Origin of the sequence: Paenibacillus sp. FSL P4-0113, from assembly GCF_038009305.1 — a bacterium.
Taxonomy (GTDB): domain Bacteria; phylum Bacillota; class Bacilli; order Paenibacillales; family Paenibacillaceae; genus Paenibacillus; species Paenibacillus polymyxa_D.
Genome location: NZ_JBBPAZ010000001.1, coordinates 1,462,259 through 1,478,410, shown reverse-complemented (window position 1 = coordinate 1,478,410; position 16,152 = coordinate 1,462,259). Strand labels below are relative to the sequence as shown.

At 45.9% G+C, this 16,152-nt stretch carries 13 protein-coding genes and 1 tRNA gene; 11 read left to right on the top strand and 3 right to left on the bottom strand.

Translation table 11 applies throughout. The annotated features are described in order from the left end of the window. Positions 1-355: 355 nt before the first annotated feature. The 10 genes from pyrR (at position 356) to MKX46_RS06020 (ending at position 10,403) form a co-directional block, all read left to right on the top strand. The gene (pyrR, locus tag MKX46_RS06065; RefSeq protein ID WP_029517736.1) at positions 356-922 is read left to right on the top strand and encodes a bifunctional pyr operon transcriptional regulator/uracil phosphoribosyltransferase PyrR; all 567 of its coding nucleotides are present in this window, start codon (positions 356-358) and stop codon (positions 920-922) included. After that, positions 919-1,833, top strand: a complete 915-nt coding sequence (locus MKX46_RS06060; protein WP_023989427.1) for an aspartate carbamoyltransferase catalytic subunit — start codon at positions 919-921, stop codon at positions 1,831-1,833. Before pyrR ends, MKX46_RS06060 begins: the two co-directional genes overlap by 4 nt. Positions 1,834-1,892: 59 nt before the next feature. Beyond that, a complete protein-coding gene (locus tag MKX46_RS06055) occupies positions 1,893-3,215 on the top strand; it encodes a dihydroorotase (protein WP_029517735.1) in 1,323 nt (440 codons plus the stop codon). Positions 3,216-3,276: 61 nt separating this feature from the next. Further along, the gene (gene carA, locus MKX46_RS06050) at positions 3,277-4,413 is read left to right on the top strand and encodes a glutamine-hydrolyzing carbamoyl-phosphate synthase small subunit (RefSeq protein ID WP_069010289.1); all 1,137 of its coding nucleotides are present in this window, start codon (positions 3,277-3,279) and stop codon (positions 4,411-4,413) included. A 1-nt stretch (position 4,414) separates the two neighbouring features. Further along, entirely contained in the window at positions 4,415-7,630 is a 3,216-nt protein-coding gene (carB, locus tag MKX46_RS06045) for a carbamoyl-phosphate synthase large subunit (protein WP_340932641.1), read from the top strand. Between the two features lie 67 nt (positions 7,631-7,697). Then, a complete protein-coding gene (gene pyrF / locus MKX46_RS06040; RefSeq protein WP_080658631.1) occupies positions 7,698-8,492 on the top strand; it encodes an orotidine-5'-phosphate decarboxylase in 795 nt (264 codons plus the stop codon). Then, positions 8,489-9,130, top strand: coding sequence for an orotate phosphoribosyltransferase (gene pyrE, locus MKX46_RS06035; protein WP_013311063.1), 642 nt, complete (start codon positions 8,489-8,491; stop codon positions 9,128-9,130). The genes pyrF and pyrE overlap by 4 nt, the downstream gene beginning before the upstream one ends. 147 nt (positions 9,131-9,277) lie before the next feature. Continuing rightward, on the top strand, positions 9,278-9,442 hold the full coding sequence (locus tag MKX46_RS06030; RefSeq protein WP_014282411.1) for a hypothetical protein: 165 nt from the start codon (positions 9,278-9,280) through the stop codon (positions 9,440-9,442). Between the two features lie 124 nt (positions 9,443-9,566). Beyond that, positions 9,567-9,640, top strand: a tRNA-Ile gene (locus MKX46_RS06025). Between the two features lie 223 nt (positions 9,641-9,863). After that, the gene (locus MKX46_RS06020) at positions 9,864-10,403 is read left to right on the top strand and encodes a GNAT family N-acetyltransferase (RefSeq protein ID WP_341070999.1); all 540 of its coding nucleotides are present in this window, start codon (positions 9,864-9,866) and stop codon (positions 10,401-10,403) included. Positions 10,404-10,658: 255 nt separating this feature from the next. On the opposite strand, the gene MKX46_RS06015 is transcribed toward MKX46_RS06020, so the two are convergent. After that, positions 10,659-10,991: a hypothetical protein gene (locus MKX46_RS06015; protein WP_069010293.1), complete on the bottom strand. Its 333-nt coding sequence runs from the start codon at positions 10,989-10,991 to the stop codon at positions 10,659-10,661. Positions 10,992-11,283: 292 nt separating this feature from the next. Then, positions 11,284-12,780, bottom strand: a complete 1,497-nt coding sequence (locus tag MKX46_RS06010) for a GDSL-type esterase/lipase family protein (RefSeq protein ID WP_029517729.1) — start codon at positions 12,778-12,780, stop codon at positions 11,284-11,286. A 168-nt stretch (positions 12,781-12,948) separates the two neighbouring features. Between MKX46_RS06010 and MKX46_RS06005 the strand changes: the two genes are divergently transcribed. Then, positions 12,949-15,210 (top strand): helix-turn-helix domain-containing protein, encoded by a 2,262-nt coding sequence (locus tag MKX46_RS06005; RefSeq protein ID WP_069010294.1) that lies wholly within the window; start codon positions 12,949-12,951, stop codon positions 15,208-15,210. Here the strand turns inward: MKX46_RS06005 and MKX46_RS06000 are convergent. Beyond that, the gene (locus tag MKX46_RS06000; protein ID WP_013311057.1) at positions 15,207-16,106 is read right to left on the bottom strand and encodes a carbohydrate ABC transporter permease; all 900 of its coding nucleotides are present in this window, start codon (positions 16,104-16,106) and stop codon (positions 15,207-15,209) included. The two genes, MKX46_RS06005 and MKX46_RS06000, sit on opposite strands and share 4 nt — an antisense overlap. Between the last annotated feature and the right edge of the window lie 46 nt (positions 16,107-16,152).

Sequence of the window (16,152 nt, the reverse complement as noted above, 5' to 3'; positions counted from 1 at the left end):
TCCGGTGGTTCCGGTTGAACGGGTGTTGACACACGATTTTCAATCTGTCATACTTCTTGTAGTTGCGATGAACTTTGTCCAAGAGATGGCTAACCATCTCACACTATGAGAAGCAGGACAAAGGAAATCCTGAATAGCACCTTTAAATCAGTCCCGTGAGGCTGGCAAGGTAACGTGAATGGATCACTGATCAGTGCATCCGCTGCGGCGGTATGTCTTCAGTGTGTCCGAGAGATCGGAGAACAGTAGAAGACTGTTCACACGAGACTCCTTGCCAAACTTGGGCAAGGAGTCTTTTTTGTATCCGAACACGGGACCAGGTCTGAAGGGAACATCACCTGAGGAGGCTGGAAGCATGAGTAATGAAACACATGTACTGATGGATGAAATTGCGATTCGTCGGGCATTGACACGGATTGCACATGAAATTTTGGAGAAAAACAAAGGTATTGACGATTGTGTGCTAGTAGGTATTCGAACACGCGGAGTTCATCTGGCGCAACGCCTGGCTGAAAAAATTGCTGAGATTGAAGGCGCACCAATTCCATGGGGAGAGCTGGACGTCACAGCCTACCGGGATGACCGGAACAGCGTAGCCGAAGCTAAAGGAAATGGAAAAGAGCTTTTGATGAATCCTGCTGACGTATCGGTTCATGATAAGAAAGTCATTCTCTTTGACGATGTGCTGTACACAGGCCGCACCATCCGCGCGGCGATGGATGCATTGATGCACTGCGGACGACCGCAAATGATTCAGCTGGCAGTACTAGCGGATCGCGGACACCGTGAGCTTCCGATTCGTCCGGATTACATCGGCAAGAACATCCCGACCTCCAAATCTGAGGAAATCGTAGTAGCCCTTCAAGAGACGGACGGTAAGGACGAAGTGACAATCATTCAGAACCGGGGGGAACAGCTATGATCACCACAGCCAGTCAACTTAAAGAACGTAGCCTACTCGGGTTAAAGGAACTCAGCCGAAATGAAATCGAGTCCATTCTGGATCGCGCTCATTATTGGGAATCTCAACCAGAAAAACTGGTTCCAGTACTGCAATCACGCTTTGCGGCCAACATGTTTTTTGAAAACAGCACTCGTACCCGCTTTTCTTTTGAAATGGCAGAGAAGCGGCTGGGCGCTCAGGTTTTGAACTTTTCCGCTGCGGCTTCCAGTGTGGAAAAAGGGGAGTCCATTTACGATACAGTACGTACGCTCGAATCCATGGGCATTGATGCAGGAGTCATCCGGTTAAAGCCAGCCGGAGTGCTGCAAGAGCTCGCTGAGAAGGTCAGTGTCCCACTGGTTAATGCGGGGGACGGCAACAATGAGCATCCAACGCAGGCTCTGCTGGACCTGTACACCATGCGCAAAACTTTCGGTGAGCTTAAAGGCTTGAGAGTGTCCATCATAGGAGATATTCTGCACAGCCGTGTCGCTCGCTCGAATCTGTGGGCCTTGCAAAAATTCGGAGCCAAGGTAAGCTTCTGCGCTCCTGATAATATGCAAGCACCTGATCTTGCGGCCTACGCGCCTTATGTTCCGATGCAAGAGGCACTACAAGCGGACGTGGTCATGATGCTTCGGGTACAGCTGGAACGGCATGCCGAAGGGATGTTGCGCTCAGCGGATGAATACCGAGAGCAGTACGGTTTGACAGAGAAAAGAGCAGCGAATCTGAAGCCCGGAACGATTATCATGCATCCAGCTCCAGTGAATCGGAATGTGGAAATTGATAGTGCAGTTGTGGAAAGCGAACAATCGCGAATTTTTCCTCAAATGGCAAACGGGGTTCCGATCCGCATGGCGGTTATGGAACGGGCAATGAAGCTGTAGAAGCTGTCAGTAGGATCGTAGGGAAAAGTTGCAAAAAACTGAGCGGAGGAATATTTCAGATGAAACAATTAATTATGAATGCAAGCGTATTGAACGAGCAGGGCGAGGCTGAATTGAAATCCATCCTAATCGCCGACGGAAAGATTTTGGCTATCGCAAGTGCGGATGCTGGAATCAGCCTACTTATGGAAGAAGGCGCATCTGGGCAGGAGCGCGAAGTCGAGAAAGTTGACGCCCAGGGGAAGCTGGTCATCCCCGGTTTAATCGACATGCATGTGCATCTGAGAGAACCCGGCTTTGAATATAAAGAAACGATTGAAACGGGTAGCCGCGCGGCGGTTAAAGGCGGATTTACGACGATTGCCTGCATGCCAAATACACGTCCAGTGACGGACAATGTGGACACAGTTCAGCTGGTATTGAAAAAGGGACAGGAAGCGGGGCTAGCCAAGGTTCTTCCTTACGCAGCCATCACGAAAAACGAACTGGGTCGTGAGCTGACAGATTTTGAAGCGCTCAAAGCAGCAGGTGCCATCGGCTTTACTGACGATGGTGTCGGGGTGCAAAGCGCGCAAATGATGAAGGACGCCATGACGCGGGCCAAAGCACTGGATATGCCGGTTATTGCACACTGTGAGGATAACACACTTGTTGAAGGAGCGGCAGTGACGGACGGCGAATTTGCCAAGCGCCACGGGCTTAAAGGCATTCCGAACGAATCTGAAGCGATTCACGTCGGACGGGACATTTTACTATCCGAGGCAACCGGGGCACACTATCATGTATGCCATGTCAGCACGGAGCAGTCAGTGCGGTTAATCCGCCATGCGAAATCTTTTGGCATCAAGGTAACGGCTGAGGTATGCCCGCACCACTTGGTATTGTCAGATGAGGATATCCCTGGGCTGGATGCGAACTGGAAAATGAATCCTCCGCTACGCTCCCCGCGTGATGTGCAGGCATGCATCGAGGGACTGGAAGACGGTACGATTGACATCGTCGTAACCGACCATGCAGCGCACAGTGAGGAAGAGAAGGCAAGGGGGATGGAGCTGGCGCCATTCGGGATCGTTGGATTTGAGACGGCCTTCCCGCTGTTGTACACGAAATTCGTAGCTACCGGACAGTGGACGCTGGACTTTCTGGTGCGTCGTATGACTGCTGATCCAGCGCGTGTCTTCCGCCTTGATACGGGACGCCTGGAAGAAGGGGCTCCAGCTGACCTGACCATGATTGATCTGGAGCAGGAGCAGGCAGTTGATCCGCAAACGTTTGCCAGCAAAGGACGCAACACTCCTTTTACAGGCTGGAAGCTCAAAGGCTGGCCTGTGAAAACTTGGGTAGATGGCAAACTGGTATGGTCTGCTGACGAAGCAAAATAAATAGAAACCACTAAAAAAATAGAACCTTATAGCAGGAAACAATATAGAGGAGTGAGACGGGATGCAGGCAAGATTGTTACTTCAGGACGGCACGCTGTTTACAGGCACATCATTTGGTGCGGAAGGTGATAAAACAGGCGAGGTCGTTTTCAACACAGGGATTACAGGCTATCAAGAGGTGCTTACTGATCCCTCTTACTGCGGACAAATCGTAACGATGACTTACCCGCTGATTGGCAACTATGGAATTACTCGTGATGACTTTGAATCGGTACGGCCTTATGTCCATGGCTTTGCTGTTAGACATTACGAGCCAGCGCCAAGTAACTGGCGTGCTCAATACAGCGTGGGCGATTTGCTGAAGGAATATGGCATCATTGGCATTAGCGACATCGACACCCGCATGCTTACCCGGATTATTCGCCATCACGGTACGATGAAGGGCATTTTGACGACTGGTTCCCAGCCGCTGGAAGAACTGAAAGAAATGATGTCTGACTTGACCATTGAAGAACTGCGCAATCAGGTTCCTATGACTTCCACACCTCATCCGTACAGCAGTCCTGGCAACGGAGAGCGGATCGTATTGATTGACTACGGTGCAAAAAGCGGCATTTTGCGCGAACTGAATAAACGGGACTGCGATGTAGTTGTCGTTCCACATGATACGACGGCTGAGGAAATTCGTCGCTTGGACCCAGACGGTATCCAGCTGTCTAACGGCCCTGGAGATCCAAAAGACGTACCCTATGCCGTTCGTACGGTAGCTGAATTGTTAGGGGAATATCCGATTTTCGGAATTTGCTTGGGACACCAGTTGTTCGCTTTAGCTTCGGGAGCGGATACGGAAAAGCTGAAATTCGGACATCGCGGTGGTAACCATCCGGTGAAAGAACTGGAGAGCGGACGCTGCTTTATCACATCACAAAATCACGGCTACACGGTGAATGAGGATTCGATCCAAGGGACTGAGCTTGAAGTGACACATATTAATAACAACGATAAAACGATTGAAGGTCTAAAACATACCAAGTATCCCGCGTTTTCGGTGCAATATCATCCAGAGGCTGCACCAGGACCTTACGATAATGGCTATCTGTTTGATCGCTTTCTGGACATGATCCGTGAGCACAAAAGAAATCATCCAAAGCAACCGCGTCAGGCTGCTATCGCCGCCGCAGTGAGAGGAGAGCGCTAATATGCCGAAAAATACAGAACTTAAAAAAATACTCGTGATCGGTTCCGGTCCTATCGTCATTGGTCAGGCAGCAGAATTTGATTACGCTGGTACACAAGCTTGCCAAGCGCTCAAAGAAGAAGGCGTCGAGGTAGTACTGATCAACAGTAATCCGGCAACCATCATGACAGACACCAACATGGCAGACAAAGTATACATCGAGCCGATTACACTTGATTTTGTAACACAGATTATCCGTCAAGAGCGTCCAGATGGTCTGCTTCCTACGCTGGGAGGACAGACAGGTCTGAATATGGCAGTGGAACTGGCTCGCGCCGGAGTGCTGGAGCGTGAAAACGTTAAGCTACTGGGAACTCAACTGAATTCGATAGAAAAAGCCGAGGATCGTGATCTGTTCCGTGATTTGATGCGCGAGTTGGAACAACCTGTACCAGAGAGTGTCATTGTAACAACCTTGGAAGAATCTTTAGAATTTGCTAACGAAATCGGTTATCCAATTATCGTTCGCCCGGCTTATACGCTAGGGGGAACAGGTGGCGGTATCTGCTCCACAGAAGAAGAACTGCGTGAAACCGTCAGCTCTGGCTTGAGATACAGTCCAATCGGACAATGTTTGGTGGAAAAAAGTATTGCAGGCATGAAGGAAGTCGAGTATGAGGTCATGCGTGACGGCAATGATAACTGCATCGTTGTCTGTAATATGGAGAACTTTGATCCAGTCGGCGTGCATACTGGCGACAGTATCGTCGTAGCTCCGAGTCAGACGCTGTCAGATCGCGAATACCAGATGCTGCGCTCTGCTTCTCTGAAAATTATCCGCGCCCTCAATATCGAAGGCGGCTGTAATGTACAGTTTGCGCTTGATCCGCACAGCTATCAATACTATGTCATTGAAGTAAACCCACGCGTAAGTCGCTCCTCGGCACTGGCCTCCAAGGCAACCGGATATCCGATTGCTAAAATGGCTGCTAAAATTGCACTCGGCTACACGTTGGATGAAATTGTGAATCCGGTAACGGGACAGACGTATGCTTGCTTTGAGCCAACATTGGATTACATCGTAAGCAAAATACCACGCTGGCCATTTGACAAATTCATTTCTGCCAACCGCAAGCTGGGCACGCAAATGAAAGCAACGGGTGAAGTCATGGCCATCGGACGCACATTCGAAGAGTCCATCCAGAAAGCGGTACGGTCTTTGGAAATCGGTGTACACCGTCTGCATCTTAAGGGAGCCGATCAGCTGTCTGATGACGTGCTCAAGGATCGTCTGATTAAAGCAGATGATGAGCGGTTGTTCTTGGTAGCTGAGGCGTTCCGTCGCGGCTGGCAGCAGCAGGAGATTCAAGATTTGACAAAAATTGACTGGTGGTTCCTCGATAAGGTAGAGGGAATCATCAAGTTCGAAGCCATTATCGCTGGAGAATCTGAGCTGACCTACGAAACACTCTATCAGGCCAAACGTAAAGGCTTTACCGACCGCTCTATCGCCGAGATTCGCAGTATGGGCCAAAACGACAGTATGACAACCGAGCGTGAGGTACGTGAATTCCGTCTAGCTCAAAACCTGCGTCCGGTCTACAAAATGGTAGATACGTGCGCAGCCGAGTTTGAAGCCACAACTCCGTACTACTACTCCTCTTACGAGGTGGAAAATGAAGTGATTCCATCTAGCAAAGAGAAAGTTATCGTACTCGGTTCCGGACCGATTCGGATCGGGCAAGGGATTGAATTTGATTACTCCACCGTACATGCGGTATGGGCTATTCAAAAAGCGGGCTACGAAGCAGTGATTATCAATAACAACCCGGAGACGGTATCTACGGACTTTAACACATCCGACCGCCTCTACTTTGAACCGCTCTTCTTCGAAGATGTAATGAATGTTATCGAGCAGGAAAAACCGATTGGGGTTATCGTCCAGTTCGGGGGTCAAACGGCCATTAATCTCGCAGCTCCACTGAGTGCGGCAGGCGTGAATATTTTGGGTACGAGTCTGGAAAGTATCGATGAAGCGGAAGACCGGAAGAAGTTTGAGCAACTTTTGTCTCGTCTGGCTATCGCACAGCCTAAAGGCAACACGGTCACATCAGTTGATGAAGCAGTAGGAACCGCACAGGCGCTGGGCTATCCGGTTCTGGTACGTCCATCCTACGTTCTGGGCGGACGCGCTATGGAAATCGTGTACTCAGATACGGAATTGCTGCGGTACATGGAAGAAGCGGTTAAAATCAATCCAGAGCACCCGGTGCTCATCGACCGTTATATGTTGGGTAAAGAAGTTGAGGTTGACGCCATCTGCGACGGCGAGACAGTATTGGTACCAGGCATTATGGAGCATGTAGAACGGGCCGGGGTTCACTCAGGTGATTCTATCGCGGTGTATCCACCACAGCACTTGTCTGCCGAGTTGAAACAAAAAATTGTGGAAATTACAATCAGCATCGCTAAGGAATTGAAAACGATCGGTCTGGTAAATATCCAGTTTGTTATTCATCAAGACGAGGTGTACGTGATCGAGGTTAATCCTCGCTCCTCGCGGACAGTTCCTTTCTTGAGTAAAGTAACAAATATCCCAATGGCGAATCTGGCTACACAGGCTATTTTGGGCGGTAAGCTTAAAGATGCAGGTTATTCAGAAGGTCTATGGCCTGAAAGTAATTATGTCTCGGTTAAGGTTCCGGTATTCTCCTTTGCCAAACTGCGTCGTGTAGAGCCGACGCTGGGCCCGGAAATGAAATCGACAGGTGAAGTTATGGGACGCGATATTCAGTATGCCAAAGCACTGTACAAAGGACTTGTGGGAGCTGGTATGAAAATTCCATCCACTGGGGCGATCATCATTACAGTGGCAGATAAGGACAAAGAAGAAGCTGTCGAGTTGATGCAGGGCTTTTACAGACTGGGCTATAAAATTATTGCAACAGGTGGAACGGCGGCTGCTATGAAGCAGGCCAATATTCCAGTGAACACGATCAACAAACTGAGCGAAGGTAATCCGAACATCCTGGATATGATTCGCACGGGTGAAGCCAACTTTGTCTTCAATACGTTGACCAAAGGCAAAACGCCAGAGCGTGATGGATTCCGTATCCGCCGCGAAGCAGTTGAGAATGGCATTGTCTGCATGACCTCACTGGATACAGTACGCGCTTTGCTAAGAATGCTGGAAACGATCAATTTCACATCCGAATCCATGCCGGTCCTGAGCAAATAATGCGTTACGAATAGATGTGAGGAAATAAGTAGCACAGGGAAGGACATTCATCAGCTTCGGCTGACGGATGTCCTTTATCACGGGCAAATGCACCCGAATTGACGTAAAAAGGGGATGGAGAACGGTGAATGGAGCATTTCAGCAGATGGCAGGACGGCTGATGGTTGCGTTAGATTATCCCAATGCACAACAGGCTGAGCAGTTAATTCGGCAGCTAGAAGGGATTCCTTGTTATATAAAAGTAGGTATGCAACTGTTTTATAGTGCAGGGCCAGCTTTTGTAGAACAACTAAAGTCCAGAGGATACTCCGTATTTCTGGATTTGAAAATGCATGATATCCCTAACACGGTGCGGGGAGGGGCAGAGAGCATTACCCGCTTAGGTGTAGATATGTTCAACGTACATGCTGCTGGGGGCGTTAATATGATGTCAGCCGCTAAAGCTGGTGCAGAAGCAGCTATTTCCGCAGACAGCTCGCTTTCCATGCCGCTCATTATTGCAGTCACACAGCTGACCAGCACGGATCAGACGACCATGAATAAGGAATTAGGTATTCCTGGTACGGTACAGGATGCAGTGGTTCGTTACGCACAACTGACCCGTGAGGCGGGACTGGATGGTGTGGTAGCTTCACCTTTGGAAGTGCCTGCCATTCGTGCTGTATGTGGATCAGACTTTAAGACGATAACTCCTGGCATACGCCCGGCAGGTAGTGCTACAGGCGATCAGTCGCGTGTGCTTACACCTGGCCAAGCCATTGCACAAGGCAGCAGCTACATTGTCGTTGGACGTCCTATCACCGCAGCAGCAGACCCACGCGCCGCAGCGGAACACATTATTGAGGAGATGATACAAGTATGACCACATTCAATAGTATACCTGAGCAAATTGCATCCCATCTGTTACGTATTCAGGCGGTGGCATTGCGCCCACAACAGCCTTTTACATGGACATCCGGCATTAAATCGCCAATTTACTGTGACAATCGCCTGACCATGTCCTACCCGGAGGTGCGCGAGCTGATCGCAGACTCATTTGCTGCCCTTATTCGTGAGCAATACCCCGAAACTGAAGTCATTGCAGGGACAGCTACAGCAGGGATTCCTCATGCAGCCTGGGTGGCGCAAAAGCTAAATCTGCCAATGGCCTATGTAAGGGACAAAGCCAAAGGACATGGGAAAGAAAACCAAATCGAAGGCCGTATTAGTGCAGGTCAGAAGGTTATGGTTATCGAGGATCTTATTTCTACAGGAGGCAGCTCCATTAAAGCAGCACAGGCCGTAGCACAAGCAGGCGCTCAGCCATTAGCGGTACTGGCCATTTTCAGCTACCAGCTAGACAAAGCGACTCAAGCCTTTGAAGAAGCGGGTGTGGAGCTGCAAAGCTTGTCCAATTATACAGCCCTGATGAACGTTGCCTTGCGTGAAGGAACCATTCAGGAAGAAGAGATGGAACTGCTGCGTTCCTGGCGCCAGGACCCCGCTTCCTTTGGTAAATAAGATGAGCTATAGAGGCCAATAGGTCTAATGATTAGAGCGATTCGTACTCTTTGCTAACCATTGTAGATTGTTATGGCCCAGGCCGTGTAAATCGAATTCGATCCGGTTACACTAACTCCTACCATCATGTGAAAAGAGGGAGCTCGGATGTATTGGATTTACTATGGCAGACTGTACACGACTAAATTTCAGGCAGGATGTCTGGCAAAAAGGTTGGAGCACGACGGCTGGATGTATGGCTACAATGATCCCCGCGCAGTGGAGGTGTACCGCTCGCGCAAAGGTCGTTATGGTGTCCGATTTATTCCGTAAGTCCACAAAAATAATTTTTAAAAAGAAAATTTTCGAAAGACTATTGACGAAACACAAGAAAATGTTGTATATTAATTAACGTTGCTGTTATGAATATGTGACGTGAATATACATGTTTTTTTGAGGGCCCTTAGCTCAGTTGGTTAGAGCGGTCGGCTCATAACCGATTGGTCGGGGGTTCGAGTCCCTCAGGGCCCATTTCCTCAAAAACTCTTGCGTAGCAAGGGTTTTTTTGTTTTTCCTAGAGGGAAAAGGAAATTTTGAACTGCCCACGGTATTCATTGAGACAGACCTTGTTTCGGATAAGGCTCGTACTCCACCGCTGGTTCATCGAGGATGCTTTTTTATGATGTTAAATTGAATTTGCCAAAGCCTCTTTATTAAGCTAGTGCTAATGCGGGTTCAAGGATGGAGTGGTATTTTGAAAATAGATCAAGTTTTTGAACATGACATAAGTGAAGAGTTAGCAGCCAATATACAAACATTATTAATCGACAGTTTTTCAGAAATCTACCCTAAGGATAGAATTTATTTCAAGCAACTTCCTCATTTTAGATTTCTAGCTTTTAACCATGAATATCAACTTATAGGTCATGTTGGATTAGATTATAGGATAATGAATCTAAACGGAGAATCCATAAGAGTACTGGGTTTAATTGATTTGTGTGTTTCAAAAAATGTTCGATCACAGGGAATAGCTTCAGCGCTGCTTTTAGAAATTGAAAAATTATCCGTTACAGGAAATATTGATTTTATACTTTTATGTGCAGATAATATGAACTTGTATTTAAGAAATGGATATAAGCCTGTAAAGAACAAAATTAAATGGTTAAAAATTGATAATGGAAAAATGATTACAAATGGAATAGGCTTTGAGGAAATTGATGGAATAATGATTAAAAAAGTAGGAAAGATCGATTGGAGCGAGGGGGACTTGGATTTTTTTGGGTATCTCTATTGATCTCACGAAAGTTTAGAAAAGAGGACGTTCGAGCAGTTTTGAGGATCATTTAAATAAAACTTCTCAAGAGGCCGTTAAATAGAGTTCAATGAAAATTAATATAGAGTTCTACTGATAAAATAGCAGTATGAGTTCTACTCGCCCCATAAAGAAGCACTGTCCCAATAAACGGACAGTGCTTAAAAAACTCGCTATCAAATCACCATTTTGATAATGATCGTTGACTCCGTACTCCCAGGAACGCTTATTCCAACCTTAGTTTACCTTGACGGTATACACCATTCTCAATTTACCGTTACCGCCGTAAATTTCTACTCTTGCGCTCGTTGCAGTGGTGGTTGTTACCACGCCGGAAGAGGAGACTGTGACATTTCCGCTCGCCACTTTATAAGTATCGCCCGGGTAATTTGACAGCGCATAGGAATAATTTCGTGGCAATGTAGCCGTTCTGTAATATACTCCGTTAACTTCTACAACAGGCGTAATTACTGGCGAAGGACCTACTGCTGCGGACGCACTAGGGACGATGATACTACCAATTAGCCCCAAAGACATTGCTGTTGTTAATAAGATTTTCTTAGTATTCATAAAAATACCTCCTGATGTATTTATACAAGCTCCTAAAATATACCATGTAAATTGTTGTTTTCACTTTATTCGACAAATATTGTCAATATAAGACATTCAAATGATACAAAAGACCTATGGAATACTGAAAAATTAAATAATAATAAATGAAGAATTTTCTTTCGATTTATCATACTTTTGAACTATTCTCTATAGCTAGGCAATCTTTGATCCACACGGAATAAAAAACGGACGTCAGAGTGATTAGCTCCAAGCCCGTTTTTCGTATTTGTATTCTTTCTAGTTCTTGATATCAGTTGACAAGTTGATGTGCAAGTCTCTCATCGCTGTCTAGATTCCTTTCTACCATACGCTGTTTTAATGCAGACAGTTCCGCACACTGACGAATGGCTTCCGCTATAAGCTGGGCGACCTGTTTGGCTCCTTTGTCAGAAAAATGGGTATTATCCGTTATACCAGCGGGGTAATTAGGGTGCGCTTTTTCAGGCAAATACATAAATAGCTGCTGGGACTCTTTTTCACCCATGGAACGATAAAGCTGCTGAGAAGCTTCAAAAATATCGAGCAGGGGTGTTTTGGTTTCCGCGGCTACTTGTCTCATGGCAGCGGGATAGGCTCCTACAGCCAGCGGATCAGGTTCACCGTTTGCGGTGAATCGGCGGCGGCTTACAGAGGTCAATAGCACTGGAATTCCACCACGCTCTCTAGCGGACTGAATGTAATGAATTAAGTTTTGACGATAATCTCCATCAGGATCGGTATAGCGAGTGGGGTCTTCTTTTTTCTCATCGTTGTGTCCAAATTGAATAAACAGATAGTCTCCAGCTAGAATATCTTTTTCAATATCAGCTAATCGGCCTTCTGCTATAAAAGATTTGGTGCTTCGCCCATTGACAGCACGATTGTCCACATGAACAGACGGTGCCAAATAGCTTTGCAAGTGTTCACCCCAGCCTGTCATCGGTTTTTCGGTAGCCCCTTTTTGAGCTGCAGTGGAGTCCCCGGCGATAAACAGTCGAGTTGTGATCTGTTGTCTCGCCCGAGCATATCCATGTTTTTGAAGCCAAGTTTCCGCCAGATTGAGCCATTGATGGCATTCATGGTTGTCCTCTGACAGTCCCAAGCCGTGTCGTCCTTCCTCAAATACATGCAGTTCAAACGGAATACGTTCCCTGGATAATGAAAAAGCGAACAACAGACTATTTTCTACCGGTACAGCGCCATCATTGGCTGTAGTCCACATCAAAGTTGGAGGTGTCTTTGAAGTCACTTGCCGATCGGATGAAAAGGCTTGAAGCTGTTCCAGCGTCGGCTGTTCCCCTAAAAAATGCGTACGGCTTCCGATATGTGTATAAGGCTCATAAAATGAAATTACAGGGTATCCCAACAACAGAAGATCTGGCTTTACCGTCCCTATAGTGGAGACAATGGAGGCCAAGTGACCGCCTGCTGAAAAACCGATGAGCCCCACTTGGTCAGGGATGACCAGCCAGTCATGCGATGTTTGGCGAATCCATTGCAGAGCATGTTCTACATCCTCCAACAAGGAAGTAATCTCGAAATCACCGACTTGATACTCCAGCACACCCGCATGAATACCTAGATCGTTTAACCACCGAGCTATAGGCTCTCCTTCATGTGAGGCCAAATGCTCGTAACCACCGCCAGGTAATACCAATATAAAAGGACGAGCTTCACCAACTGCTAGGGGATAGAGGGAGAGAAAGGAAGTTTCTGACGGAAATTCTTCTTTTACAATCGGTTCTTTAGGACTAACAACATGTAACATAAGTAATTCCTCCAAATTTCTTTTTAACTGCCGCCAACCAAACAAAATCGACTTAAATTGGAATGATACGGATGTAAAAAATAATGCACACGTGAAAAAAATGATTTAAACCTTGTTATGAAAGCGCTATAATTTTGATGTGATGCAAAGAGCCAGAGGGGGAGCGCAATGAAAAAAGGAAGAATGTTCTACACCATTTTTATTACGATTCTGGTTTTAGGAATAGGATTTGTGGCCAGTTTTGGAAGCTACATCTATTTTACAACAATTAGCTCCGTTGTGGAGAGGGTTTCCAATACCAAGCAAAGCTATATGGCACAGATCAGAAATAGCCTGGAGCAGAAAATTCAAACGATTGAATATGCTTTTAATACGTATAGCACGACCAGTTCCTTTAATGATGTTGTGAAAAATCCCATTACAGAAAAAGATTTTATAGCGTATCGGAATGTGAATACTCAGCTCAATTATATTGCTACAATGGGATTAGAGGGAACGGAATATTCACTCATCAGTCTGGATCAGAATTGGAGAATCTCCAATGGAAGCCTGTCTTATTTGACGAAAGCAGAAAGGGAGAAGCTGGTTAATACCTATATCGACCATCAGAATCAGGGACTATTCTGGGTTAAAACAGATAAAGGGATTCGTTTTGTTAATACCTTGCCTGTATTCTCTAAGAAGAAGCAAGCCATTGCTCTGTCGGATATTTCGCTGCAAACATTAAATCATACGATTCAAACCGAGGATCATATGGCTGTTTTTATCTTGAATAATCAAGGCGATTTAATGTATGAAACCCAGCCTGCCGAACAATTATTGTCCACCCAGCAGCTCCAGCATATTTCAGAAGCCACAGTGAAGCCGAGCAACACAGGTATGCTAACTTTGGAGAAAACGGATCAGCAGCCTGCACGACAAGTCATTTACGCCAAATCTGCCTATAACAATTGGACTTACTTAACAGTATTAGATAAAAAAGAAATTGCGGATGCCTTTCAAACGACCAAATTTGGGATCATCATGATGGGACTTGTATTAACGCTCTTAATGGTGGTAGTGGCGTACTTCATTGCCATTTACTTTACAAAGCCATTTCAGCAAATAAAACGAAGCTTGCCTAAAAATCCTAATTTCGCTTTCAAAAATGAACCTTCTAAAAATGAAATTGAATGGATTATTAATTCCATCGATAACATTGTAACCGAGAAGGAAAGCTTGGAAAGTCTCATTCAGTCCGAAATGCCACAGTTGGAAACCCAATTGATTCTCAACCTGTTCCGCAAACGTATTTCTGCAGAGGAATTGGCACGAAAAATGCCACGCTTGGGTTATCCGCAGATCGAGAATCAAATGTATATTACCTTGTTAGTCCAACTGGATAATCTGGGAGATCGAGAGCCCTCGGATAAAGATGTTTTGCTGCTGGCTATTAACAAAATCGTAGAAGAAACGATTCCAGAGCAGCAGCGAATGCTTCCCATCATTTTGAACGATAACACTCAGGCCACCATATTAATTTTGACAGGGTTGAGCGAACAGGAAATGAGAAAGCAAGTCTTGGATGATGCGACCCTTTTGGTTCGAAACGTAAAAGAGTATTTAAATGTTTCCATCAGCATCGGCATTAGTACGGCGTATGATAACTTATTAGAAAGTAAAGAAGCCTGTGAGATGAGCAAGCAAGCTTTGCATCACCGTTTAAATTTAGGCAAAGAGTCGATTATTTTTTATGAAGATATTTCCATGGTCATTTCAGGTCCGGTGCTGCTCCATTATCCTACGGAATTGGAATCAAAACTATTTGATGCCATCCGAATAGGGGACGAAGAGCAGGTATATCATACCGTGCACTCATTATTGGAGGAAATGATGGTAAAAAACAATCATTCCATGAACTTTGAGGTGCTGTTGGTACGGTTTGTGAATAACCTCATCCAATTAGAGCAACTATTAGGGATTGAAGTGCTGCTGACGCAAGACAATCATGCCTTGTATCATCGTTTGCTGGACATCCGTAATCCGGAAGAGATAGAACGTATGCTGATAGAGCAAGTTATTTTCCCCATGGTAAAAAGCATGAAGGAGAAGACCAACCAGCAATTCCGCTGTCTCTCGGAGAAAATTGCTGCTATTATCCGTGCTGAATATGACCAGGAATTATCATTAGAACTCATTGGAGACCGACTTCATTACAATCCGAATTATTTAAGCAGTATTTTCAAAAAAGAATACGGAACGACGTTTAGTGAATATCTGATGGGCTACCGGCTGCAAATGGGTAAGAAGTGGCTCGTTGAGACAGATATGACGATTAAAGAAATCGCCGAGCGACTGCAATATCATAATTCGCAAAACTTTATCCGCTCTTTTCGGAAAAAGGAACAGGTTACACCGGGAGCTTACCGAAAGATGAAGCAAGCCAATTAACCTTTAACCGCTCCTAACAAAGCTCCTTTGACAAAGTGCTTTTGCACAAATGGATACACGATTAACATCGGAACGGTCGCAATGACAATGACCGCCATCTTAATCGTCTGCGCAGGCGGAATGACATCTACAGCAGTCCCTTCTGCCTGCATACCACTGGAAACGATTACAATTTGACGTAGCAAGACTTGAATCGGCCATTTGGCAGAATCATTGATATAGAGAATGGCGTGCATATACGTATTCCAGTAGGCAACAGCGTAGAATAGAGAGATGGTTGCAATAGAAGGCAGGGCTAATGGCAACATAATTTTAAAGAAGATACCAAAATCGTTGCACCCGTCCATCTTGGCTGATTCCTCCAGATCATCTGGCAGCGCCTGAAAGAAGTTACGCATGATAATCAGGTTAAACGCATTAATGGCCACAGGAAGAATCAAGGACCAATACGAATTGATAAGCCCCATGCTTTTTACAACCAGGAATGTTGGAATCATCCCCCCACTAAACAACATAGAAAACACGACAATGAAGTTAATCGTATTGCGGCCGAGTAGATATCTTCGGGATAATCCATAAGCCATAAAAGCAGTAAATATCATACTTACAACTGTACCGACGATCGTTACGCCGACCGAAACCCCGAGACCTCTAAAAATGGTGGGAGTCGACAGAATATAGCGGTAGGCATCCAAGGAAAAAGTAACTGGGAATAAAATGAACTTCTTGGCTATCACTTCTTCGGTTGAGGCAAAAGAGCTGGCGATGATATTCAAAAAAGGTAAGAGACAAGTGAGGGCAATGAGAATCAATAGTGTACTGTTTACAATGTTGAAGATACGGCTGCCCAGCGATTCTTTTTTTCGTAATTTTTGTTTTCGTAATGGCTGTGTCAATGTGGTTGACCTCCTCGTAATCGTTTACATGGCAACCTTATCAAGA